Here is a 22,883-nt window from a genome sequence, read left to right on the forward strand (position 1 = left end):
CTATAGCGGGCCGGCGCCCCGGGGACGGTGTGGCGCTACAGCGGAGGCAGCTTCGGCAGCACGCCGCCCGTCACCTCCAGCGCGGCCCCCTCGCGACGCCCGGCGAGCCAGCCCAGCACGTCCGCCGGCGCACCGCTCACCGTGATCTCGGCCACGGCCGCCTCGCGCCCGGTGCGCCACGCGCGCGTACCGTCGGTGACCTGGGTCGCCGGGACTTCGGGGTGCCCGGCGAAGCGGTCCACCAGGAAGCCGGTCTCGCGCTCCGTGAACTCCGCCGGAAGGTCCTCCAGCTCGTATCCGATACCGAGGTCCACGTGGTGCAGGTCGACCTCGGCCCACCGCCGGAACGGCAGGCGGGCCGCGGAGTCGGTGACGCCGTTGCGCAGCTCCACCGTGCGCGTCCAGTCCGCCGGCACGGCCCCCGCCCGCTGGAAACGGGCGGCGCTCTCGCGCACGTCGGTGAGCTGGGCGTCCAGCGTGCGCGGGGCGTCCCGCTCGATGTCGCTGTCCCGGGCCTTGGCGCTCTCGTACATGGGCCGGCCCTCGAGGACGTTCACGAGGGCGTCCGCGTTGCGGGCGAGGTGGGCGAGAACGTGTCCGCGCGTCCAGCCGGGCAGGCGCGACGGCTCGGCCATCGAGGCGTTGTCCAGCTTGGCGACAGCGGTGAGGAGCCGCTCGGTCGCGTCCTGCACACATGCCAGGTCATGAGCGTGATCAATCATGGCCCTGACCCTAGCCGCGCCACCCCTTCGGGTGAAGGAGGTGAAGCTCGCCCGTAAATCGAAAGGGCGTGCTATATCGTCGAAGGTGGCGCCGGGCATGCGGAAGGGCCCGGGATTGTTATGCATCCCGGAATCCGACCGGCGCTGTCAGTGGCTCCCCCTAGTCTCGAAGAAGCACGGGGGCCCCGGCCCCTGTCACTTCTCTCAAGAAAGGTGCGGACCGGCGTGGCCGACCGTCTCATCGTCCGTGGAGCGCGCGAGCACAACCTGAAGAATGTCTCGCTCGACCTCCCGCGCGACTCGCTCATCGTCTTCACGGGCCTGTCGGGGTCGGGCAAGTCCTCGCTGGCCTTCGACACGATCTTCGCCGAGGGACAGCGGCGCTACGTGGAGTCGCTCTCCTCGTACGCCCGTCAGTTCCTCGGCCAGATGGACAAGCCGGACGTGGACTTCATCGAGGGTCTGTCCCCGGCCGTCTCCATCGACCAGAAGTCGACCTCGCGCAACCCGCGCTCGACGGTCGGCACCATCACCGAGGTCTACGACTACCTGCGTCTGCTCTTCGCGCGCATCGGCAAGCCGCACTGTCCCGAGTGCGGCCGCCCCATCTCGCGCCAGTCGCCGCAGGCCATCGTCGACAAGGTCCTGGAGCTGCCGGAGGGCAGCCGCTTCCAGGTGCTGTCGCCGCTGGTGCGTGAGCGCAAGGGCGAGTTCGTCGACCTCTTCGCCGACCTGCAGACCAAGGGCTACTCCCGCGCGCGCGTGGACGGCAAGACCGTGCAGCTCTCCGAACCGCCCACGCTGAAGAAGCAGGAGAAGCACACCATCGAGGTGGTCGTCGACCGCCTCACGGTCAAGGACTCCGCCAAGCGCCGGCTCACCGACTCCGTCGAGACCGCGCTCGGCCTGTCCGGCGGCATGGTCGTGCTCGACTTCGTCGACCTCCCCGAGGACGACCCCGAGCGCGAGCGCATGTACTCGGAGCACCTGTACTGCCCGTACGACGACCTGTCCTTCGAGGAGCTGGAGCCGCGCTCCTTCTCCTTCAACTCGCCCTTCGGCGCCTGCCCCGAGTGCACCGGCATCGGCACGCGCATGGAGGTCGACCCCGAGCTGATCGTCCCGGACGAGGACAAGTCCCTCGACGAGGGTGCCATCCACCCCTGGTCGCACGGGCACACCAAGGACTACTTCAGCCGTCTGATCGGCGCCCTCGCGGACGCCCTTGGGTTCCGCACCGACATCCCCTTCGCGGGCCTGCCCCAGCGGGCGAGGAAGGCCCTGCTGCACGGCCACAAGACCCAGATCGAGGTCCGTTACCGCAACCGGTACGGCCGCGAGCGCGTGTACACCACCCCCTTCGAGGGTGCGGTGCCCTTCGTCAAGCGCCGGCACAGCGAGGCCGAGAGCGACGCCAGCCGTGAGCGCTTCGAGGGCTACATGCGCGAGGTGCCCTGCCCCTCCTGCGAGGGCACGCGCCTGAAGCCGATCGTCCTGGCCGTGACGGTCATGGAGAAGTCCATCGCCGAGGTCTCCGGGATGTCGATCAGCGACTGTGCGGACTTCCTGGGCGAGCTGAAGCTGAACGCCCGCGACAAGAAGATCGCCGAGCGGGTCCTGAAGGAGGTCAATGAGCGGCTGAAGTTCCTGGTCGACGTGGGCCTGGACTACCTTTCGCTCAACCGCGCGGCCGGCACCCTCTCCGGCGGCGAGGCCCAGCGCATCCGCCTCGCCACCCAGATCGGCTCCGGTCTGGTCGGCGTCCTGTACGTGCTGGACGAGCCGTCCATCGGCCTGCACCAGCGGGACAACCACCGGCTGATCGAGACCCTGGTCCGGCTGCGCGACATGGGCAACACACTCATCGTCGTCGAGCACGACGAGGACACCATCAAGGTCGCCGACTGGATCGTGGACATCGGCCCCGGCGCCGGCGAGCACGGCGGCAAGGTCGTACACAGCGGCTCCCTCAAGGAACTGCTCGCCAACGCCGAGTCACAGACCGGGCAGTACCTCTCGGGCCGCAAGTCGATCCCGCTGCCCGACGTACGGCGCCCCCTCGACCCGTCCCGGCAGCTGACCGTGCACGGCGCGCGGGAGAACAACCTGCAGGACATCGACGTGTCCTTCCCGCTGGGTGTGTTCACGGCCGTGACCGGCGTGTCCGGCTCCGGTAAGTCGACGCTGGTCAACGACATCCTGTACACGCACCTGGCGCGTGAGCTGAACGGCGCGCGCAACGTCCCCGGACGGCACACGCGCGTGGACGGCGACGACCTGGTCGACAAGGTCGTGCACGTCGACCAGTCGCCCATCGGCCGCACCCCGCGGTCCAACCCGGCGACCTACACCGGTGTCTTCGACCACATCCGCAAGCTGTTCGCCGAGACCACCGAGGCGAAGGTCCGCGGCTACCTGCCCGGCCGCTTCTCCTTCAACGTCAAGGGCGGCCGCTGCGAGAACTGCGCGGGCGACGGCACGATCAAGATCGAGATGAACTTCCTTCCGGACGTCTACGTCCCGTGTGAGGTCTGCCACGGCGCCCGGTACAACCGGGAGACCCTGGAGGTCCACTACAAGGGCAAGTCCGTCGCCGAGGTGCTGAACATGCCGATCGAGGAGGCGACCGACTTCTTCGAGGCCGTCCCGTCCATCTCCCGGCACCTGCGCACACTGAAGGACGTCGGCCTCGGCTACGTCCGGCTCGGCCAGTCCGCGACCACCCTGTCCGGCGGTGAGGCGCAGCGCGTGAAGCTCGCCAGCGAGCTGCAGAAGCGCTCCACCGGCCGTACGGTCTACGTCCTGGACGAGCCGACCACCGGTCTGCACTTCGAGGACATCAGCAAGCTGCTGAAGGTCCTCTCCGGCCTGGTCGACAAGGGCAACACGGTCATCGTCATCGAGCACAACCTCGATGTGATCAAGACCGCCGACTGGCTCGTCGACATGGGCCCGGAGGGCGGCGCCGGCGGCGGTCTTGTGGTCGCCGAGGGCACGCCCGAGGAGGTCGCCGGCGTCCCGGCCAGCCACACCGGCAAGTTCCTGCGCGAGATCCTCGGCGCCGACCGCGTCAGCGACGCGGAACCGGTGAAGGCACCGCGCGGCACGGCGGCCAGGAAGACGGCCGCCGCCCGGTCGACGGCGAGGAAGACGGTGACGGCCAAGGCCAACAACACGGCCACCGGGAAGGCCACCACCGCCGCTAAGAAGGCGGCACCGGCGAAGAAGACGACGCGGGCCCGCAAGGCCTGAGGTCACCGACGGCGCTCCGGACGCGCCATCGAGCAGGCGGCGCCCCGCGGGAACTCCCCGTGGGGCGCCGCCTGTGTACTGAGGGGGTTACAGCTCGCCCAGTTCGGCCGCGAACGGCGGCTCCGCCCCCGCCCGGGAGCAGGTGATCGCCGCCGCGCGCGCCGCGAACCGCAGCAGCCGCCGCCAGCCGTCCGGCCCCAGGGCCGCGAGCCCACGGGGCGACAGCGCGTCCTGGGCGGCCAGTCCGTGCAGCAGGGCCGCGTTCACGGTGTCACCGGCGCCGATGGTGTCCACGACCTCGACCTTCTCGCCCGGTACGGAGTACTCCGCGCCGTCCCGGGTGTGCACGGTGAGGCCCTCGCCGCCCCGGGTGACCACGACCGCCGAAGGCCCCGCGGCCAGCCACTCCCGCGGAGTGCCGCCGAGCCACTCGGCGTCCTCCGCGGACAGCTTCAGCAGGGTCACCGAGGCCAGCCAGCCGCGGAAGCGAGTCCGGTAGGCGTCCGCGTCCGGGATCAGCCCGGTGCGGATATTTGGGTCGAGGGCGGTGAACAGGCCCTGTGCGGCCGCTTCGCGCATCAGCTTCTCGTAGGCGCTCGCCCCGGGCTCCAGGGCGAGCGAGCAGGTGCCGAAGGACACCGCGCGCGTGCCCGCGGGAAGAGCGGCGGGGGCGGTGAAGAGGCGGTCGGCGGTGCCGTCCACGTAGAAGGAGTAGGCGGCCGAGCCACCGGCGTCGACGGTGGCGACGGCCAGGGTGGTCGGCTCGGGGCCGCGCTGGACGTCCGACACCTCCACCCCGGCCCGCCGCAGCCCGTCGAGCAGGGCCTCCCCGAAGGCGTCGTGGGAGGTACGGGAGCAGAAGGCGGTCGGGGAGCCGAGACGGCCGAGGGCCACGGCGGTGTTGTACGGGCCGCCGCCCAGCGCCGGCTTCAGGTCGGCCAGGGCGCCCGGGCCGCGCGGTACCAGGTCGATCAGTGCCTCTCCGGCGACGACGATCACGAGGCGGTTCCCTTCTCCAGAGGCGCGGATGGTTCGGTGGTCCCGCCGGTCCCGGCCGGCGGGCGGCCCGCGGCCCCGTCCCGCCGCTCCGGGCACCCGCAGGAGGTGCGGTGGACGAAGGCGCAGGGCAGCCGGACGGTCCTGGTGGGCCGGCCGGGCGCGGCCAGCCGTTCAAGGAGCACGCGGACGGCCCGGGCGCCGATCTCCCTGCCGGGCTGGGCGATGGCGGTGAGCCGGGGCGAGAACAGGTCGGCCCAGGCGAAGTCGTCGAAGCAGCACAGGGCGATGTCGTCCGGTACGGCCAGACGCCGCTCGCGCAGGGTGCGCAGGGCGCCGATGGTCATGGCGTTGTTGGCCGTGACGAGGGCGGTGGGCGGAGCGGGCAGGGAGAGCAGCGCGGCCGTGGCCCGCTCGGCGCCTGCCGACTCCGAGTGACCGGACACCACGAGATCCTCGTCGAAGGCCAGTCCGGCGGTGGCGAGGGCCTGCCGGTACCCGGCCACCCGTTCCTCGGTGGTGCTGAGGCCGGGCAGGCCGGCGACCAGGCCGATCCGGCGGTGGCCCAGCCCCGTGAGATGGCCGACGAGGTCCGCCGTCGGGCCGGTGTTCTCGGCGCACACCTGATCGAAGGGGGCCCGGTCGGGGGCCGGGCCGCCGGCGGCATGGTCGCCGGCCGGGAGCACCCGGTCGAGGAACACGGCCGGCACGGCGTGACGCCCGAGGTAGGCCACGAGGTCGTGCGGGTGGGCGGACGGGGCGACGATCACGCCGTCCACCCGGCGTTCGTGGAGGAGTTGGACGACCTTGCGCTCGTGCGCGGGGTCGTCGTGCGGATCGGCGATGAGGAGGCTGTAACCCGCCTCCAGGGCGGCTGCCTCGACCCCCTGGAGGATCTCCGTGAAGTACGGGTTGCTGATCGCCGACACCGCGAGACCGATGGAGCGGGTACGGGACGTCACCAGGGAGCGGGCCAGGGTGTTGGGCGTGTAAGCGAGGGCGTCGACGGCGTCCAGTACGGCCTGGCGGGTGTGGGGCAGCACCGGACGCGTGCCGTTGAGCACGTGGGAGACGGTCGCCACGGAGACTCCGGCGCTGCGGGCCACGTCCGCCATGGTGGGCATCGCGTCATCCCTTCTCCAGCCGTCGGAGCCCTCGGAGTCGTCCGAGCTGCCGGGGCCACGGGCGGGTGACCCTTCGGCGGGAAGGTATCCCATCCGCACCGCTCGCGTAAACGCTTGCGCAAACGTTTACGCGTTGGCAGCCCGCCCCACTGTCGCCCTCCGTCCACAGGGCTCCCCTCCCGTCCGCCGCCGCCCCGGACCCGGCCCCCGGCCCCCGGCCGTCCCCGGGTATCGTCGGGCTGCATGCCCCCTGACCAGTGGAGATCCTGATGCCCGCCCGACCGTCAGCGAGCCGTCGTACCGTCCTCCGCGGAGCCGCCGTGGCCCCGGTCGCCGGGCTGGGACTCGCCGCCTGCTCGGCCCCGGGCGACGACTCGGCCGACGCGACCCCGACCACGCCGGTCGACCTCGGCGCCGAGAGCGAGGTCGCCAAGGGCGGCGCCAAGCTCTACCGGGACCGGAACGTGGTGGTCAGCCGGGACGCGGGCGGCGCGCTCAAGGCCTACAGCACGGTCTGCACCCACGCCGGCTGCGTCATCAACAAGCTCCAGGGCACCACCCTGATCTGCCCCTGCCACGGCAGCGAGTTCGACGCGGTGACCGGCAAGGTGCTGCAGGCCCCGGCCACCGAGCCGCTCGGCGAACTCCCGGTCCGTGCCTCGAAGGGGAGGATCATCGCCGGGCCCGGCGCCTGAGCGGGTTCATTCCCAGCGGGTTCACTCCCACTCCCACGCGATGCCCACCAGTCCCGGCCGGATCCGGGGCTCGACCACATGGACGCCGTGGTGCGGCGCGCTGATCCGCAGCTCCTGCCGGCCACCACGCGGGGCGGCCGGGGTGTGCTGGGTGAAGCGGTGGCAGCGGGCCGGCAGCGCCGCCCCGTCGAAGCTCACCTGGAGCGCGTACTGGCCGCCCGGGAAACCGAACCGGTGGACGTACTCGCCAGAGACCCCCGCGGTGCCGTCGTCGACGCCGTAGCGGAAGAGGAACGTGTCGCCGGAGCGCAGCCGGGTGCCGAACAGCAGCTCCGCCACCAGCACGCCGGTGTCCTGGTCCCAGCGGACCCGGCCGGTGCGGCAGTTCTCCAGGGCACGCACCGTCATCGCGCCCGGACTGCAGCCGGGGTCGCCGTGGTGGACGGCGACGAAACGGTCGACGCCGTCGCGATGGGCCCGCACGATGTGGTGGGACTCCAGGCCGGCGAGCTCGCGCCGGGCGCCGATCCGGACGCGCTCGTGATGGCCCAGGGTGTGCAGCCCCCCGTCCAGGGACCAGCCCAGATCGGACCGGAGCCGGTTCCCTGCGTCACAGGCCGCGGCCAGGGAGCGGTAGGAGCGGGCCGGGCGGCGGCCGGCCGGCCCGGGCTCGCCGGGCTCGGTGAGGAGCCGGATCAACGACTCGTCCGGCAGTCGCAGGATCTCCTCCAGAGCCCGTACGGCGCGCAGCGACTCGGGGCGTTGCGGGCGCCGGGCCCCCTGCTGCCAGTAGCTGAGACTCGTGATGCCGACCCGGACCCCGTGGCGGGAGAGATGGTGCTGCACGCGCTGGAGCGGCAGTCCGCGGGCGGCGATCGCGGCGCGCAGCGCCACATGGAAGGGGCCGCCCCGCAGGGCCGTATCGAGTTCGGCGATGGGGACGTCCGCGTGCTCTGTGGCGTGCCGCATGGGCAGAGGCCTTTCTGTGAGGTGTCACGACGGCTGGTCAGACCGCTGGCGCGGGCGCGGGTCCACCCCCGTGGGCGCCCGGGCACGCCCGTCTCCGCGCACGTCGCGTCCGTGCCCGGTGGGCACGGCCCCGAGTTCCCACGCATTGAAGCGTGTTGACCATGCCCCGACAACACCGCGGACCGGTCGCGGTCCGCTCTGGCCGGGTCACGGCCCCCGCACGCGCGATTTCCGGCCGACCTCGCCTCCCCGGGGAGCGCCCGCCCCGGGTGCGCCGTCCACAGGCCCGACGCGGTGTCGGTGCTCGCCAGTAGGGTGTGAAGCATGGCCGACCCCTCCAGCTACCGCCCCAGGCCGGGTGAGATCCCGGACTCTCCCGGGGTGTACAGGTTCCGTGACGAGCACCGCCGGGTGATCTACGTCGGAAAGGCGAAGAGCCTGCGCCAGCGTCTGGCGAACTACTTCCAGGACCTGGCGGGCCTGCACCCCCGCACCCGGACGATGGTGACCACCGCCGCGTCCGTGGAGTGGACCGTGGTGTCCACGGAGGTCGAGGCGCTGCAGCTGGAGTACTCCTGGATCAAGGAGTACGACCCCCGGTTCAACGTCAAGTACCGCGACGACAAGAGCTACCCGTACCTCGCGGTGACGATGAACGAGGAGTTCCCGCGCGTACAGGTGATGCGCGGTCACAAGAAGAAGGGCGTCAGGTACTTCGGCCCGTACGGGCACGCGTGGGCCATCCGGGACACCGTCGACCTGCTGCTGCGCGTCTTCCCGGTGCGCACCTGCTCGGCCGGTGTCTTCAAGAACGCCGCCCGCACGGGTCGGCCCTGCCTGCTCGGCTACATCGGGAAGTGCTCCGCCCCCTGTGTCGGCCGGATCACCCCCGAGGACCACCGGGAGCTGGCCGAGGAGTTCAGCGACTTCATGGCCGGCCGCACCGGCACCTACCTCCGCCGTCTGGAGAGCCGGATGACGGAGGCCGCGGAGGAGATGGAGTACGAGCGGGCCGCCCGCCTGCGCGACGACATCGGGGCCCTGAAGAAGGCGATGGAGAAGAACGCGGTCGTGCTCGCCGACGCGACCGACGCGGACCTCATCGCCGTCGCCGAGGACGAGCTGGAGGCGGCGGTGCAGATCTTCCACGTGCGCGGCGGCCGGGTGCGCGGCCAGCGCGGCTGGGTGACGGACAAGGTCGAGGAGGTCACCACCGGCGCCCTCGTCGAGCACGCCCTGCAGCAGCTTTACGGCGAGGAGAGCGGGGACGCCGTCCCCAAGGAGGTCCTGGTCCCGGCCCTGCCGGAGCCGGTCGAGCCGGTCCAGGAGTGGCTGGCCGGCCGCCGCGGGGCGAACGTCTCGCTGCGTGTGCCGCAGCGCGGCGACAAGAGGGCGCTCATGGAGACCGTGCAGCGCAACGCCCTGCAGTCGCTCGCCCTGCACAAGACCAAGCGCGCCTCCGACCTGACCACCCGCTCGCGCGCGCTGGAGGAGATCGCCGAGGCCCTGGACCTGGACAGCGCGCCGCTGCGGATCGAGTGCTACGACATCTCGCATCTCCAGGGCGACGACGTGGTCGCCTCCATGGTCGTCTTCGAGGACGGGCTGCAGCGCAAGAGCGAGTACCGCCGCTTCCAGATCAAGGGCTTCGCCGGGCAGGACGACGTCCGCTCCATGCACGAGGTGATCAGCCGCCGCTTCCGGCGCTACCTCGCCGAGAAGGAGCGGACGGGGGAGTGGGCCGACGGCGAGGAGGCGAACACCGACGGCGAGGCCGTGCGCACCGGCGAGGGGGTCGCGCTCAGAGACGGCAGGACCGCACCCGCCGATGGCGGGACCGCGCTCACCGGTGAAGGCGGCGGGACCGCGTTCACCGGCGAAGGCGCCGCACCCGTCGAGGGCGGGACCGCGTTCACCGGCGAAGGCGCCGCACCCGTCGAGGGCGGGACCGCGCTCACCGCCGAAGGGGCCACGTCCACCGACGGCGGGACCGTACCCGCCGACGGCACGGCGGCCCCGCTCACCGGCACGGAAGTGATCGACGGCGCCCTCAAGGACGACGAGGGCCGCCCCAGGAAGTTCGCCTACCCGCCCCAGCTCGTGGTCGTCGACGGCGGGCAGCCGCAGGTCGCCGCGGCCCGCCGGGCGCTGGACGAACTGGGCATCGACGACATCGCCGTGTGCGGCCTCGCCAAGCGCCTGGAGGAGGTCTGGGTGCCCGGCGAGGGCGACCCGGTGGTCCTGCCCCGCACCAGCGAGGGCCTCTACCTGCTCCAGCGCGTCCGCGACGAGGCCCACCGTTTCGCGATCACCTACCAGCGCGCCAAACGCGCCAAGCGTTTCCGCGCCGGCCCCCTGGACGACGTGCCCGGCCTCGGCGACACCCGCAAACAGGCGCTCATCAAGCATTTCGGCTCGGTGAAGAGGCTGCGGTCCGCCACAATCGAGCAGATCCAGGAAGTGCCCGGGATAGGCCGGAAGACGGCCGAGACCATCGCCGCGGCCCTCGCCGGGGCGGTCCCGGCCGGACCCGCCGTCAACACGGCGACCGGAGAGATCATTGAGGACGAGGAACCCGAAACGACGGCGGGTTCCGCGGGAGAGCCCGTGAGCGCGGGCCTCCCGGACGAACGACGGGGGCAGGAGACATGACCGAGCACGACGCACAGCCCACGGCACAGCGAGAACAGGCGCACGGGGAAACGGGCGCGAACCAGCCGCGGCAGACGGCCGGAGCACACCCGCAGGAGCCGGTTCAGGACAACGGAGCACAGGTGAGTACGGACGTCACACCGGCCGGCCCCGCCGAGGCGGCCATCCCCGAGCTGGTGATCATCTCCGGCATGTCCGGAGCGGGCCGGTCGACGGCGGCGAAGTGTCTGGAGGATCTCGGCTGGTTCGTCGTCGACAACCTGCCGCCCGCCCTCATCCCGACCATGGTCGAGCTGGGCGCCCGCTCCCAGGGCAACGTGGCGCGGATCGCGGTCGTCGTCGACGTGCGCGGCCGCCGCTTCTTCGACAACCTCCGCGAGTCCCTCGCGGACCTGGAGGCCAAGCACGTCACCCGGCGGATCGTCTTCCTGGAGTCCTCCGACGACGCCCTGGTGCGCCGCTTCGAGTCGGTGCGCCGCCCGCACCCCCTGCAGGGCGACGGCCGGATCGTCGACGGCATCGCCGCCGAGCGTGAGCTGCTGCGCGAGCTGCGCGGCGACGCCGACCTGGTGATCGACACCTCCAGCCTCAACGTGCACGAGCTGCGCGCCAAGATGGACGCCCAGTTCGCCGGCGAGGAGGAGCCCGAGCTGCGGGCCACCGTCATGTCCTTCGGCTTCAAGTACGGCCTCCCGGTCGACGCCGACCTGGTCGCGGACATGCGCTTCCTGCCCAACCCGCACTGGGTCCCGGAGCTGCGCCCGTACACCGGCCTCAACGACGAGGTCGCCGCGTACGTCTTCAACCAGCCCGGCGCCAAGGAGTTCCTCGACCGGTACGCCGAGCTGCTGCGTCTCATCGCGGCCGGGTACCGGCGCGAGGGCAAGCGGTACGTGACCATCGCCATCGGCTGTACCGGGGGCAAGCACCGCTCGGTGGCGATGTCGGAGAAGCTCGCCGCGCGCCTCGTGGCCGAGGGCGTGGAGACGGTGGTCGTACACCGGGACATGGGACGGGAATGACGGAACGTACACGGCGGCTGAGCCGGCTGCGCCGGATGGTGCCGGACAGCCGCTCGGGCCGCGCGACGGCCGACGGCGGGGCGGTCCGCCCGGCCGAGGCACGCGGCGGCCGGCCCCGCAGGCGCGGCGCCCAGCCCAAGGTCGTCGCGCTCGGCGGCGGCATGGGCCTGTCCGCCTCGCTCGCCGCGCTGCGCCGGATCACCGGTGACCTCACCGCCGTCGTCACGGTGGCCGACGACGGCGGCTCCAGCGGGCGCCTGCGCGACGAGCTGGGCGTGCTGCCGCCCGGCGACCTGCGCAAGGCGCTGGCCGCGCTGTGCGGGGACGACGACTGGGGCCAGACCTGGGCCCGGGTCATCCAGTACCGCTTCCAGTCCCAGGGCGACCTGCACGACCACGCGGTCGGCAACCTGCTGATCGTGGCCCTGTGGGAGCAGCTCGGCGACCACGTCCAGGCTCTGGACCTGGTCGGCAAGCTGCTCGGCGCGCACGGGCGGGTGCTGCCCATGTCCGCCGTGCCGCTGGAGCTGCAGGCCCTGGTCAAGGGGCACGACCCCGAGCGCCCCGAGGACGTGGACACCGTCCGCGGCCAGGCGACGGTGGCCCTCACCCCGGGCGAGGTGCAGTCGGTGCACCTCGTGCCGCACGACCCGCCCGCCGTCCCGGAGGCCGTCGCCGCCGTCCTGGACGCGGACTGGGTGGTGCTCGGCCCCGGCTCCTGGTTCTCCTCGGTCATCCCGCATCTGCTCGTCCCCGAGCTGCTGGACGCCCTCACCGCGACCAAGGCGCGCCGTGTACTGTCGCTGAACCTCGCCCCGCAACCCGGAGAAACCGAGGGCTTCTCCCCGCAGCGTCATTTGGAGGTTTTGGGGCGACACGCCCCTAAACTCGCCCTGGACGTGGTGCTGGCCGACGAGGCCGCCGTGCCCGACCGCGACTCGCTCACCGAGGCCGCCAAGCGGCTCGGAGCCGCGGTCGAGCTGGCGCCGGTGGCCCGGACCGACGGAAGCCCCAGGCACGACCCGGAGCTGTTGGCCGCCGCGTACGACCGTATTTTTCGGATGCATGGAAGGATCGGCCCATGGCGATGACGGCAGCGGTGAAGGACGAGATCTCCCGGCTCCCCGTCACCCGGACCTGCTGCAGGAAGGCGGAGGTCTCCGCCATTCTGCGGTTCGCCGGCGGCCTTCACCTGGTGAGCGGGCGCATCGTGATCGAGGCGGAGCTGGACACCGCGATGGCCGCACGCCGGCTCAAGCGGGACATCCTGGAGATCTTCGGCCACAGCTCGGAACTGATCGTGATGGCACCCGGCGGCCTGCGCCGCGGCTCGCGTTACGTCGTGCGGGTGGTGGCGGGCGGCGACCAGCTGGCCCGCCAGACCGGCCTCGTCGACGGCCGCGGCCGTCCGATCCGAGGCCTGCCCCCGCAGGTGGTCTCGGGGGCCACCTGCGACGCGGAGGCGGCCTGGCGCGGGGCGTTCCTGGCGCACGGCTCGCTGACCGAGCCGGGCCGCTCCTCCTCCCTGGAGGTGACCTGCCCCGGACCGGAGGCCGCGCTCGCCCTGGTCGGTGCGGCCCGCCGGCTGTCCATCGCGGCCAAGGCCCGCGAGGTGCGCGGGGTGGACCGGGTGGTCGTCCGTGACGGTGACGCGATCGGCGCCCTGCTGACCCGGCTCGGCGCGCACGAGTCGGTGCTGGCCTGGGAGGAGCGCCGGATGCGGCGCGAGGTGCGGGCCACCGCCAACCGGCTCGCCAACTTCGACGACGCCAACCTGCGCCGCTCGGCCCGCGCCGCCGTGGCCGCCGGCGCCCGGGTCCAGCGGGCCCTGGAGATCCTCGGTGAGGAGGTGCCCGAGCATCTCGCCGCCGCCGGACGCCTGCGCATGGAGCACAAGCAGGCCTCGCTGGAGGAGCTGGGCGCGCTCGCCGACCCGCCGCTCACCAAGGACGCGGTCGCGGGCCGGATCCGTCGGCTGCTGGCGATGGCCGACAAGCGCGCCTCCGACCTGGGCATCCCGAGCACCGAGTCCAACCTCTCGGAGGAGCTGGCGGACAACCTGGTGGGCTGACCCGCTCCGCGCCGACTCGCCGGTGCCGGCACCCGCTTGGGGTGCCGGCACCGGCGTTTGCGTGTCCATGAGGCGCCCTTGACTCGATCAAGGAGTGACATGAACCTGGCAGCCTGGTCGCCGCTGTGGCGGTCAGGCCCTAGGGGGGTTCATGAGACACAGAGCGAGATCGATCCTCGCTGTCGGCGCGCTTCTCGCCGGAGCCGCGAGCCTCACACCCATCGCCCAGGCGCAGGGAGCGAGTTCCGCCCCGTCCCACCCCGACGAGGTGAAGGTCTTCCGCGCCCAGGTCACCCGCCAGCAGTTACCCCTGCTCCTCGCGGCCGGCCAGGACGGCCGGGAGCTGTCCGAACAGGTGACCGCCGGCGGCCGGACCGCCGTCGAGGTCTACCTGACCGAGCGGCAGGCGAGGAGGCTCGAGCAACAGGGCGTCCGGCTCACCGAGCACACCCTGTCGGCCCGGACCGAGGCCCGCCTGGAGGGCGCCGCCCAGGGTGTGTTCCGCCCGTACAGCGGCGACGGCGGCCTGAAGGAGGAGATCCTGCGGACGGCGCGGGCCAACCCCGGCCTCACCAAGGTCGAGTCCATCGGAAGGACCGTCGGCGGCCAGGACATCCTCGCGCTCAGACTGACCAGGGACGCCAGGAAGTCGAAGGACGGCTCGAAGCCCTCCGTGCTGTACATGTCCAACCAGCACGCGCGCGAGTGGATCACGCCGGAGACGACCCGCCGCCTGATGCACTACTACCTGGACAACTACCGGACCGACCGGCGGATCAGGAAGATCGTCGACTCGACCGAGCTGTGGTTCGTCCTCTCGGCCAACCCCGACGGCTACGACTACACCTTCAAGAGCCCCGGCAACCGCCTGTGGCGCAAGAACCTCCGCGACGTCAACGGCGACGGGGCGATCAGCACCGGCGACGGCGTCGACCTCAACCGCAACTTCGCCTACAAGTGGGGCTACGACGACGAGGGTTCGTCCCCCAACCCCACCAGCCAGACCTACCGCGGCGCGAGCCCCGGGTCCGAGCCCGAGACCAGAGCCCTCGACGCCCTCGAGAAGCGGGTCGGGTTCAAGTACGCCGTCAACTACCACTCCGCGGCCGAACTCCTGCTGTACGGCGTCGGCTGGCAGGTGGCCACGCCCACCCCCGACGACGTCCTCTACCGGGCGCTCGCCGGCACCCCCGCCAAACCGGCGGTCCCCGGCTACCGCTCGCAGCTCTCCTCGGAGCTGTACACCACCAACGGCGAGGCGGACGGCCATGCCTCGAACGTCAACGGCGTCTCGATGTTCACCCCCGAGATGTCGACCTGCCAGACCGCCTCGGACGTCGATCCGGACGACGCCTGGAGGCCCCAGGACTGCCAGTCGGTGTTCAACTTCCCCGACGACGAGAAGCTGATCCAGCAGGAGTTCGTCAAGAACGTCCCCTTCGCGCTCTCCGTCGCCGAGACCGCCGCCCACCCGGACCGGCCGGTCTCCTCGGTCGGGCTCGACGCCGCCGACATCACCCCGGCCGCGTTCACCACGTCGGACTCCCGGGGCGCCGGCCAGGAGGTCTCGGCCGTCGTCCGCAGGGCGGTCCGCGACAAGGAGCTCAAGTACCGCGTCAACAACGGCCGTACGCACGAGCGGCCGCTGCGGCCCTGGAAGGGCGGCCGGACCTACGGCGGTGAGGACAACCTCTACTTCGACGAGTACCGGGCCACGGTGCGCGACGGCAGGCCGGGCGACAGGGTCGAGGTGTGGTTCACCGGCGAGGCCGGCAAGGGCGGGAAGGTGACCGGCCCGCACTTCACGTACACCGTCGCCGAGCGGCCCCGCGCGGACACCCTCGTCGTCGCCGAGGAGGGCGCGACCGCCGCCGAGGCGCAGAAGTACGTGGACGCGCTTCGGGCGGCCGGACACCGGGCGATCGTGTGGGACGTGGCCGGCCGGGGCGCCCCGGACGCCCTCGGCGTGCTGAAGCACTTCCGCACCGTCGTGCACTACTCGGGCACGAGCGGCCCGGGCAACGCCACCCAGCTCCAGCTGCGCGCCTACCTGAACGAGGGCGGGAAACTGATCGAGGCCGGCGAGCTGGCCGGCGGCAGCGTCGACCTCGGCGACGGCACCCTCTCGAACGACTTCAGCCAGTACTACCTCGGCGCCTACAGCCGTACCTCGACCAAGGGGGCCACCGGCTTCACCGGCTCCGGCGGCCTCGACGGCTACAGCGGCGCCCTCGGCGACGCGCCCGGCAACCCGCTGGACAGGGCCGGCACCTACGGCGTCACCTCCGACGAGCTGCCCCCGTCCACGTACCCGCGGTTCAGGAGCGAGGGCGCGGGCCGGTTCGCCGGCACCGTCAACCCGTACGGTCCGTACAGCGGCTCCGCCATGGCCGCCGCCGTGCACACCGACGACGCCTACAAGCGCCTCACCCGCACCATCGACCTCACCGGTGTCGCCGCCGCGGAGCGGCCCACCCTCTCCACCCGCCTGCTGTGGGACACCGAACCCGGCTACGACCACGCGGTGATCGAGGCGCACACCCTGGGCGCGGACGACTGGACGACGCTGCCGGAGACGGGCGGGGCCACCACGGACTCCGTACCGGCCGAGTGCGGAGCCGGCTTCCTGATCGGCGAGCACCCGTGGCTCGGGCACTACCTGACGCTCGCGGACAACACCTGCGTCGCGACCGGCACCACCGGCTCGTGGCACAGCCTCACCGGCAGCTCCGGCGGCTGGCGGCAGGCCGGCTTCGACCTCAGCGCATACGCAGGGCGGACGGTGGAGGTCTCCATCGCCTACGTCACCGACCCGGGCAGCGGCGGACACGGCGTCCTCGCCGACGACGCCTCCCTCGTCGTCGGGGGTACGGCGAAGGACACGGAGGGATTCGAGTCGTCCCTCGGTGCCTGGAGGGTGTCAGGACCGCCCGCGGGCAGTCCGGCGGTGCTGAAGGACTGGACGCGGAGCGGAACCCTGTTCCAGACCTACGGAGCGGTCACCACGGACGACACGGTGCTGCTCGGATTCGGTCTGGAACAGGTGCCGTCCGCCGCCGACCGGGCAGCCGTGGTGAGGAAGGCGCTGGCCGCACTCGACAGGTGAGCGGAGCCCCCTCTCAACGGTGCGGCGAGGCTTGGTCATCAGGTGAGCCGACCCGCTCACGAACGAGTGAAAAAAGCTCCGGCGGGCACTCGCATTCCGTAATAAATGGGAGTGAAGCGAACGTCGATCCGGGAGGGTCCGTACCCTACTGACGGGTACGGACCGCCTGCCCGTGTATGCGGCATCTCGATGTCACCTCAGGGTCCCCGGAGGGGTAGGGTCGTGGGTGGTCGGGGACATCCCAAATACAGCTCGCCGGCACCGCATGGCCGGCGTACCAACGAGGAGATCGGTTCGTGACGATCCGCGTAGGCATCAACGGCTTCGGCCGCATCGGGCGTAACTACTTCCGCGCGCTGCTGGAGCAGGGTGCGGACATCGAGGTCGTGGCTGTCAACGACCTGGGTGACACCGCGACCACCGCGCACCTGCTCAAGTACGACACGATCCTGGGCCGCCTCAAGCAGGAGGTCTCCCACACCGCCGACACGATCACCGTCGACGGTCACACCGTCAAGGTGCTGTCGGAGCGCAACCCGGCCGACATTCCGTGGGGCGAGCTGGGAGTCGACGTCGTCATCGAGTCGACCGGCATCTTCACCAAGAAGGAAGACGCCGCCAAGCACATCGCCGGCGGCGCCAAGAAGGTCCTCATCTCGGCTCCGGCCAAGGGCGAGGACATCACCATCGTGATGGGCGTCAACCAGGACAAGTACGACCCGGCGAACCACCACGTCATCTCCAACGCCTCCTGCACCACCAACTGCGTGGCGCCGATGGCGAAGGTGCTCGACGAGAACTTCGGCATCGTCAAGGGCCTGATGACGACGGTGCACGCGTACACGAACGACCAGCGCATCCTTGACTTCCCGCACAAGGACCTGCGCCGCGCCCGCGCCGCCGCCGAGAACATCATCCCGACCACCACGGGCGCCGCCAAGGCCACCGCGCTGGTCCTGCCGCAGCTCAAGGGCAAGCTGGACGGCATCGCCATGCGCGTGCCGGTTCCCACCGGCTCCGCCACCGACCTCGTCGTGCAGCTCCAGCGCGAGGTCACCAAGGACGAGGTCAACGCCGCGTTCAAGAAGGCCTCCGAGGACGGCGACCTCAAGGGCTATCTGACCTACACCGAGGACGAGATCGTCTCCTCGGACATCGTCGGCGACCCGGCTTCCTGCACCTTCGACTCCTCCCTGACCATGGTTCAGGACGGCAGCTCGGTGAAGATCCTCGGCTGGTACGACAACGAGTGGGGCTACTCCAACCGCCTCGTCGACCTGACGGTCTTCGTCGGCGACCAGCTCTGATCGTCCGAGATCACAGCAGCAGGACCTTGAAGTGAGAGCAGGGCTCGGGCAGCGCACCGTCGCGCTGTCCGGGCCCTGTCTCGCGTACGGACCACGCCCTCATACGATCAGGGGCATCAAGAGCCCTCCTCAGGAGTCCACCCCATGAAGACGATCGACGAACTTCTCGCCGACGGCGTGAGCGGAAAGCGGGTCTTCGTCCGCGCCGATCTCAACGTGCCGCTCGCCGACGGGACCATCACCGACGACGGCCGCATCCGCGCCGTCCTGCCCACCGTGAAGGCCCTCGCGGACGCGGGCGCCAAGGTGGTCGTCGCCTCGCACCTGGGACGCCCCAAGGGTGCCCCGGACCCCGCCTTCTCCCTCGCCCCGGCAGCCTCCCGCCTGGGTGAACTCCTCGGCTCCGCCGTGGCCTTCGCGGCCGACACCGTGGGCCGGTCCGCCCAGGACACGGTCGCCGGCCTCACCGACGGCCAGGTCGCCGTCCTGGAGAACCTCCGCTTCAACCCGGGTGAGACGGCCAAGGACGACGCCGAGCGCGGCGCGTTCGCCGACCAGCTCGCCGCCCTCGCCGACATGTACGTCGGTGACGGCTTCGGCGCGGTGCACCGCAAGCACGCCTCCGTGTACGACCTCCCGGCCCGCCTGCCGCACTACGCCGGCTACCTCATCGCCACCGAGGTCGGCGTCCTGAAGAAGCTCACCGAGGACGTCAAGCGCCCCTACGTCGTCGCGCTCGGCGGTGCCAAGGTCTCCGACAAGCTCGCCGTCATCGACGAACTGCTCGGCAAGGCCGACCGCCTCCTCATCGGCGGCGGCATGGCCTACACCTTCCTCAAGGCCAAGGGCTACGAGGTCGGCATCTCCCTCCTGCAGGAGGACCAGGTCCCGGCCGTGACCGAGTACATGGAGCGCGCTGAGAAGCAGGGCGTCGAGCTGGTGCTGCCCCTCGACGTCGTGGTCTCCCGGGAGTTCCCGGACCTCAAGGCCAAGGCTCCGACCGAGCACACCGTGGTCGACGCGGACAAGATCCCCGCCGACCAGGAGGGCCTGGACATCGGCCCGAGGACCCGAGAGCTCTACGCCTCGAAGCTCGCCGACGCCGGGACCGTCTTCTGGAACGGTCCCATGGGCGTCTTCGAGCACCCCGACTACGCCGAGGGCACGAAGGCGGTCGCCCAGGCCCTCGTGGAAACCGACGGCTTCACCGTCGTCGGTGGCGGTGACTCCGCCGCGGCCGTGCGTACGCTCGGCTTCGACGAGAACGCATTCGGCCACATCTCGACCGGTGGCGGCGCCTCCCTCGAATACCTCGAGGGCAAGACGCTCCCCGGCCTCGCCGCACTGGAGGACTGAACTCAATGAGCACGCGCACGCCGCTGATGGCGGGCAACTGGAAGATGAACCTCAACCACCTCGAGGCCATCGCACACGTCCAGAAGCTCGCCTTCGCCCTGGCCGACAAGGACTACGAGGCCGTCGAGGTCGCCGTCCTGCCGCCCTTCACCGACCTGCGCTCCGTGCAGACCCTGGTCGACGGCGACAAGCTCAAGATCAAGTACGGCGCCCAGGACCTGTCGGCGCACGACTCCGGCGCCTACACCGGCGAGATCTCCGGCTCGATGCTGGCCAAGCTGAAGTGCACGTATGTGGCGATCGGCCACTCCGAGCGCCGGCAGTACCACCACGAGACCGACGACGTCGTCAACGCCAAGGTCAAGGCCGCTTACAAGCACGGCCTCACCCCGATCCTGTGCGTCGGCGAGGAGCTGGACGTCCGCGAGGCGGGCAACCACGTCGCGCACACCCTCGCCCAGGTCGAGGGCGGCCTGAAGGACCTGTCGGCGGAGCAGGCCGAGACGATCGTGATCGCGTACGAGCCCGTGTGGGCCATCGGCACCGGCAAGGTCTGCGGCGCCTCGGACGCCCAGGAGGTCTGCGCCGCCATCCGCGCCAAGCTCGCAGAGCTCTACTCCCAGGAGCTGGCCGACCAGGTCCGCATCCAGTACGGCGGCTCCGTGAAGTCGGGCAACGTCGCCGAGATCATGGCGCAGGCCGATATCGACGGCGCCCTGATCGGCGGTGCCTCGCTGGACGCCGACGAGTTCGTGAAGATCGTTCGGTTCCGCGATCAGTGATCCTGGCCGTGAGTAGGCGGTAACGGCGATTCGTCGTACCCTTGCGGGGGCATGGCCCGGTGCTGTGCCCCCGTCGTCCATCCGATTCCGAGGAAGTTGGTCCAGCCGTGGTTCTGGGGTTCTCGATCGCCCTGATCGTCTTCAGCCTGCTGATGATGCTGCTGGTGCTGATGCACAAGGGAAAGGGCGGCGGCCTCTCCGACATGTTCGGTGGCGGCATGCAGTCCTCCGTCGGCGGCTCCTCGGTCGCCGAGCGCAACCTGGACCGGATCACCATCGTGGTCGGGCTCCTGTGGTTCGCCTGCATCGTCGTCCTCGGCCTGCTGATGAAGTCGAACGGCTGATCCGCACCGCCCAGGTACATCCATTCCGTACGTAAGGCCCCATGTTCGGCACGCGCTCCTGTGCGCGGCCTATCATGGGGCTTGCGTCTAGGCGCGGGGCCGGTAACTCCAATCACTGGACGCGCGTTGGGCCTTACGTAGACTGAGGCGCTCGCAGCGAAGCGAAACGCCGACTCGCTTTGCGGCACCATCACGCAGGGAGTTACGACCGTGGCAAGTGGCAACGCGATCCGAGGTAGCCGGGTCGGGGCGGGGCCGATGGGCGAGGCCGAGCGCGGCGAGTCCGCGCCGCGTCTGCGCATCTCCTTCTGGTGCTCCAACGGGCATGAGACCCAGCCCAGCTTCGCCAGCGACGCGCAGGTGCCCGAGACCTGGGACTGCCCGCGCTGTGGCTTCCCGGCCGGCCAGGACCGGGACAACCCGCCGGACCCGCCGCGCACCGAGCCGTACAAGACGCACCTCGCGTACGTACGGGAGCGGCGCAGCGACGCGGACGGCGAGGCGATCCTCGCCGAGGCCCTCGCGAAACTGCGCGGCGAGATCTGAGACCTGCAACCGGCCGGGTGCCCATGGGCGCCTGGCCGCAGCCGTAGTGGGACCCCCGCGCACGGCCGCCTTCCGCATTCCTGCCGCCATCGCGGTGACACCTGCCCGCAAGCCGGACGTACCTGTTGTTGCCCGCGTGGACGACGCCACGAGCGCTGGTCCCCGGTGCTGATCAACTAGGTTGGGACCGGCAGCGGGGCAAGGTACACAGCAGGACAGGTCGCAGGAGAGAAGGCTGACGTCGAGATGAACGCAGACGGCCGTACCAGGCTCAACCAGACGCCCGAGTGGAGCGCTCTCGCCAAGCACCGGGAGGAGCTGGCCGACACCCATCTGCGGGACCTGTTCGCCGCCGATCCGGAGCGCGCCGCCGGGTACACGCTGCAGGTCGGTGACCTGCACATCGACTACTCCAAGCACCTGGTCACCGACGACACGCTCCGGCTGCTGCGCGAGCTCGCCGCCGCGACGGACGTCTTCGGCCTGCGGGACGCCATGTTCCGCGGCGAGCGGATCAACATCACCGAGGACCGGGCGGTGCTGCACACCGCGCTGCGGGCCGCGCCGGACGCGGTGATCGAGGTGGACGGCGAGAACGTCGTACCGCGGGTGCACGCCGTGCTGGACAAGATGGCCGGCTTCGCGGAGCGGGTCCGCTCCGGCGAGTGGACCGGCCACACCGGCAAGCGGATCCGCAACGTCGTCAACATCGGCATCGGCGGCTCCGACCTCGGCCCCGCCATGGCCTACGAGGCGCTGCGCGCCTACACGGCACGGGAGTTGACCTTCCGGTTCGTGTCGAACGTGGACGGCGCCGATCTGCACGAGGCCGTCCGCGACCTGGACCCGGCCGAGACACTGTTCATCGTCGCGTCCAAGACGTTCACCACCATCGAGACGATCACCAACGCGACCTCGGCCCGGTCCTGGCTGCTGGACGCGCTCGGTGACGAGAAGGCGGTGGCCCGGCACTTCGTGGCGCTGTCCACGAACGCCGAGAAGGTCAGCGGGTTCGGTATCGACCCGGAGAACATGTTCGAGTTCTGGGACTGGGTCGGCGGACGGTACTCGTACGACTCGGCGATCGGCCTGTCGCTGATGATCGCCATCGGCCCGGACCGCTTCCGGGAGATGCTCGACGGCTTCCGGACCGTCGACGAGCACTTCCGCACCGCGCCCGCCGAGTCCAACGCCCCGCTGCTGATGGGCCTGCTGGGCATCTGGTACGGCAACTTCCACGACGCCCAGACCCACGCGGTCCTGCCGTACAGCCACTACCTGTCGAAGTTCACCGCCTATCTCCAGCAGCTCGACATGGAGTCCAACGGCAAGTCGGTGCAGCGCGACGGGAGCCCGGTGCGGTGGCAGACCGGGCCGGTCGTCTGGGGCACGCCCGGCACCAACGGGCAGCACGCCTATTACCAGTTGATCCACCAGGGCACCAAGCTGATCCCGGCGGACTTCATCGGCTTCGCCCGCCCCGTCGACGAGCTCAGTGGTGAGCTCAAGTCCCAGCACGACCTGTTGATGGCGAACTTCTTCGCCCAGACCCAGGCCCTGGCCTTCGGCAAGACCGCCGACCAGGTCCGCGCGGAGGGCGTGCCGGACGAACTCGTCCCGCACAAGACCTTCCCGGGCAACCGGCCGACGACCACCATCCTCGCGCGCGAGCTGACCCCGTCCGTGCTCGGCCAGCTCATCGCCCTCTACGAACACAAGGTGTTCGTGCAGGGCGCGGTGTGGAACATCGACTCATTCGACCAGTGGGGCGTGGAGCTGGGCAAGGTCCTCGCCAAGCGGGTCGAACCGGCCCTGACCGAGGGCGCGCAGGTCCCCGGCCTGGACGCCTCCACCCAGGCGCTCGTCGCCAAGTACCGGGAACTGCGCGGCCGTAGCTGAACCGTGCGCACGCCGGCCGAAGGAGGGCGCCTTCGGCCGG

The 22,883-nt window shown here is 71.1% G+C and carries 17 protein-coding genes; 13 read left to right on the forward strand and 4 right to left on the reverse strand.

The window, feature by feature from the left end:
• Nucleotides 1–35: 35 nt before the first annotated feature.
• Nucleotides 36–722, reverse strand: coding sequence for a maleylpyruvate isomerase family mycothiol-dependent enzyme (locus ACFVVO_RS21810; RefSeq protein ID WP_390057168.1), 687 nt, complete (start codon nt 720–722; stop codon nt 36–38).
• A gap of 225 nt (nt 723–947) precedes the next feature.
• Between ACFVVO_RS21810 and uvrA the strand changes: the two genes are divergently transcribed.
• On the forward strand, nt 948–3,974 hold the full coding sequence (gene uvrA, locus ACFVVO_RS21815; protein ID WP_390057170.1) for an excinuclease ABC subunit UvrA: 3,027 nt from the start codon (nt 948–950) through the stop codon (nt 3,972–3,974).
• An 87-nt stretch (nt 3,975–4,061) separates the two neighbouring features.
• Here the strand turns inward: uvrA and ACFVVO_RS21820 are convergent, their stop codons facing one another.
• A complete protein-coding gene (locus tag ACFVVO_RS21820) occupies nt 4,062–4,973 on the reverse strand; it encodes a carbohydrate kinase (protein WP_390057172.1) in 912 nt (303 codons plus the stop codon).
• Nucleotides 4,970–6,094 carry a LacI family DNA-binding transcriptional regulator gene (locus ACFVVO_RS21825; protein ID WP_390057174.1) on the reverse strand — a complete coding sequence of 375 codons (1,125 nt, stop codon included), beginning with the start codon at nt 6,092–6,094 and terminating at the stop codon, nt 4,970–4,972. Before ACFVVO_RS21825 ends, ACFVVO_RS21820 begins: the two co-directional genes overlap by 4 nt.
• Before the next feature lie 269 nt (nt 6,095–6,363).
• Here ACFVVO_RS21825 and ACFVVO_RS21830 point away from each other — a divergent pair, with 269 nt between their 5' ends.
• On the forward strand, nt 6,364–6,789 hold the full coding sequence (locus ACFVVO_RS21830; RefSeq protein WP_390057176.1) for a ubiquinol-cytochrome c reductase iron-sulfur subunit: 426 nt from the start codon (nt 6,364–6,366) through the stop codon (nt 6,787–6,789).
• Nucleotides 6,790–6,810: 21 nt separating this feature from the next.
• Here ACFVVO_RS21830 and ACFVVO_RS21835 read toward each other — a convergent pair whose 3' ends face one another.
• Nucleotides 6,811–7,758 (reverse strand): hypothetical protein, encoded by a 948-nt coding sequence (locus ACFVVO_RS21835; RefSeq protein ID WP_390057178.1) that lies wholly within the window; start codon nt 7,756–7,758, stop codon nt 6,811–6,813.
• 324 nt (nt 7,759–8,082) lie between these two features.
• Here ACFVVO_RS21835 and uvrC point away from each other — a divergent pair, with 324 nt between their 5' ends.
• The 11 genes from uvrC (at nt 8,083) to pgi (ending at nt 22,843) form a co-directional block, all read left to right on the forward strand.
• Nucleotides 8,083–10,410 (forward strand): excinuclease ABC subunit UvrC, encoded by a 2,328-nt coding sequence (gene uvrC / locus ACFVVO_RS21840; protein WP_390057180.1) that lies wholly within the window; start codon nt 8,083–8,085, stop codon nt 10,408–10,410.
• Nucleotides 10,407–11,432, forward strand: coding sequence for an RNase adapter RapZ (rapZ, locus tag ACFVVO_RS21845; RefSeq protein WP_390057181.1), 1,026 nt, complete (start codon nt 10,407–10,409; stop codon nt 11,430–11,432). The genes uvrC and rapZ overlap by 4 nt, the downstream gene beginning before the upstream one ends.
• The gene (gene yvcK, locus ACFVVO_RS21850; RefSeq protein ID WP_390057183.1) at nt 11,429–12,523 is read left to right on the forward strand and encodes a uridine diphosphate-N-acetylglucosamine-binding protein YvcK; all 1,095 of its coding nucleotides are present in this window, start codon (nt 11,429–11,431) and stop codon (nt 12,521–12,523) included. The genes rapZ and yvcK overlap by 4 nt, the downstream gene beginning before the upstream one ends.
• Nucleotides 12,514–13,503 carry a DNA-binding protein WhiA gene (gene whiA, locus ACFVVO_RS21855; protein ID WP_390057185.1) on the forward strand — a complete coding sequence of 330 codons (990 nt, stop codon included), beginning with the start codon at nt 12,514–12,516 and terminating at the stop codon, nt 13,501–13,503. The genes yvcK and whiA overlap by 10 nt, the downstream gene beginning before the upstream one ends.
• Nucleotides 13,504–13,654: 151 nt before the next feature.
• Nucleotides 13,655–16,609 carry a M14 family zinc carboxypeptidase gene (locus ACFVVO_RS21860; protein ID WP_390057187.1) on the forward strand — a complete coding sequence of 985 codons (2,955 nt, stop codon included), beginning with the start codon at nt 13,655–13,657 and terminating at the stop codon, nt 16,607–16,609.
• Between the two features lie 296 nt (nt 16,610–16,905).
• Nucleotides 16,906–17,916 carry a type I glyceraldehyde-3-phosphate dehydrogenase gene (gene gap, locus ACFVVO_RS21865; protein WP_390057189.1) on the forward strand — a complete coding sequence of 337 codons (1,011 nt, stop codon included), beginning with the start codon at nt 16,906–16,908 and terminating at the stop codon, nt 17,914–17,916.
• A 144-nt stretch (nt 17,917–18,060) separates the two neighbouring features.
• Nucleotides 18,061–19,272, forward strand: coding sequence for a phosphoglycerate kinase (locus tag ACFVVO_RS21870; protein ID WP_390057191.1), 1,212 nt, complete (start codon nt 18,061–18,063; stop codon nt 19,270–19,272).
• Between the two features lie 5 nt (nt 19,273–19,277).
• Nucleotides 19,278–20,054, forward strand: coding sequence for a triose-phosphate isomerase (tpiA, locus tag ACFVVO_RS21875; RefSeq protein ID WP_390057193.1), 777 nt, complete (start codon nt 19,278–19,280; stop codon nt 20,052–20,054).
• A gap of 113 nt (nt 20,055–20,167) precedes the next feature.
• Complete coding sequence (gene secG, locus ACFVVO_RS21880; protein ID WP_268894183.1) at nt 20,168–20,398, forward strand: preprotein translocase subunit SecG; 231 nt, start codon at nt 20,168–20,170, stop codon at nt 20,396–20,398.
• A gap of 210 nt (nt 20,399–20,608) precedes the next feature.
• Nucleotides 20,609–20,944: an RNA polymerase-binding protein RbpA gene (locus ACFVVO_RS21885; RefSeq protein WP_003976875.1), complete on the forward strand. Its 336-nt coding sequence runs from the start codon at nt 20,609–20,611 to the stop codon at nt 20,942–20,944.
• 246 nt (nt 20,945–21,190) lie between these two features.
• A complete protein-coding gene (gene pgi, locus ACFVVO_RS21890; protein WP_390057195.1) occupies nt 21,191–22,843 on the forward strand; it encodes a glucose-6-phosphate isomerase in 1,653 nt (550 codons plus the stop codon).
• Nucleotides 22,844–22,883 lie beyond the last annotated feature (40 nt).

This window comes from Streptomyces sp. NPDC058145 (assembly GCF_042884245.1).
GTDB lineage: Bacteria > Actinomycetota > Actinomycetes > Streptomycetales > Streptomycetaceae > Streptomyces.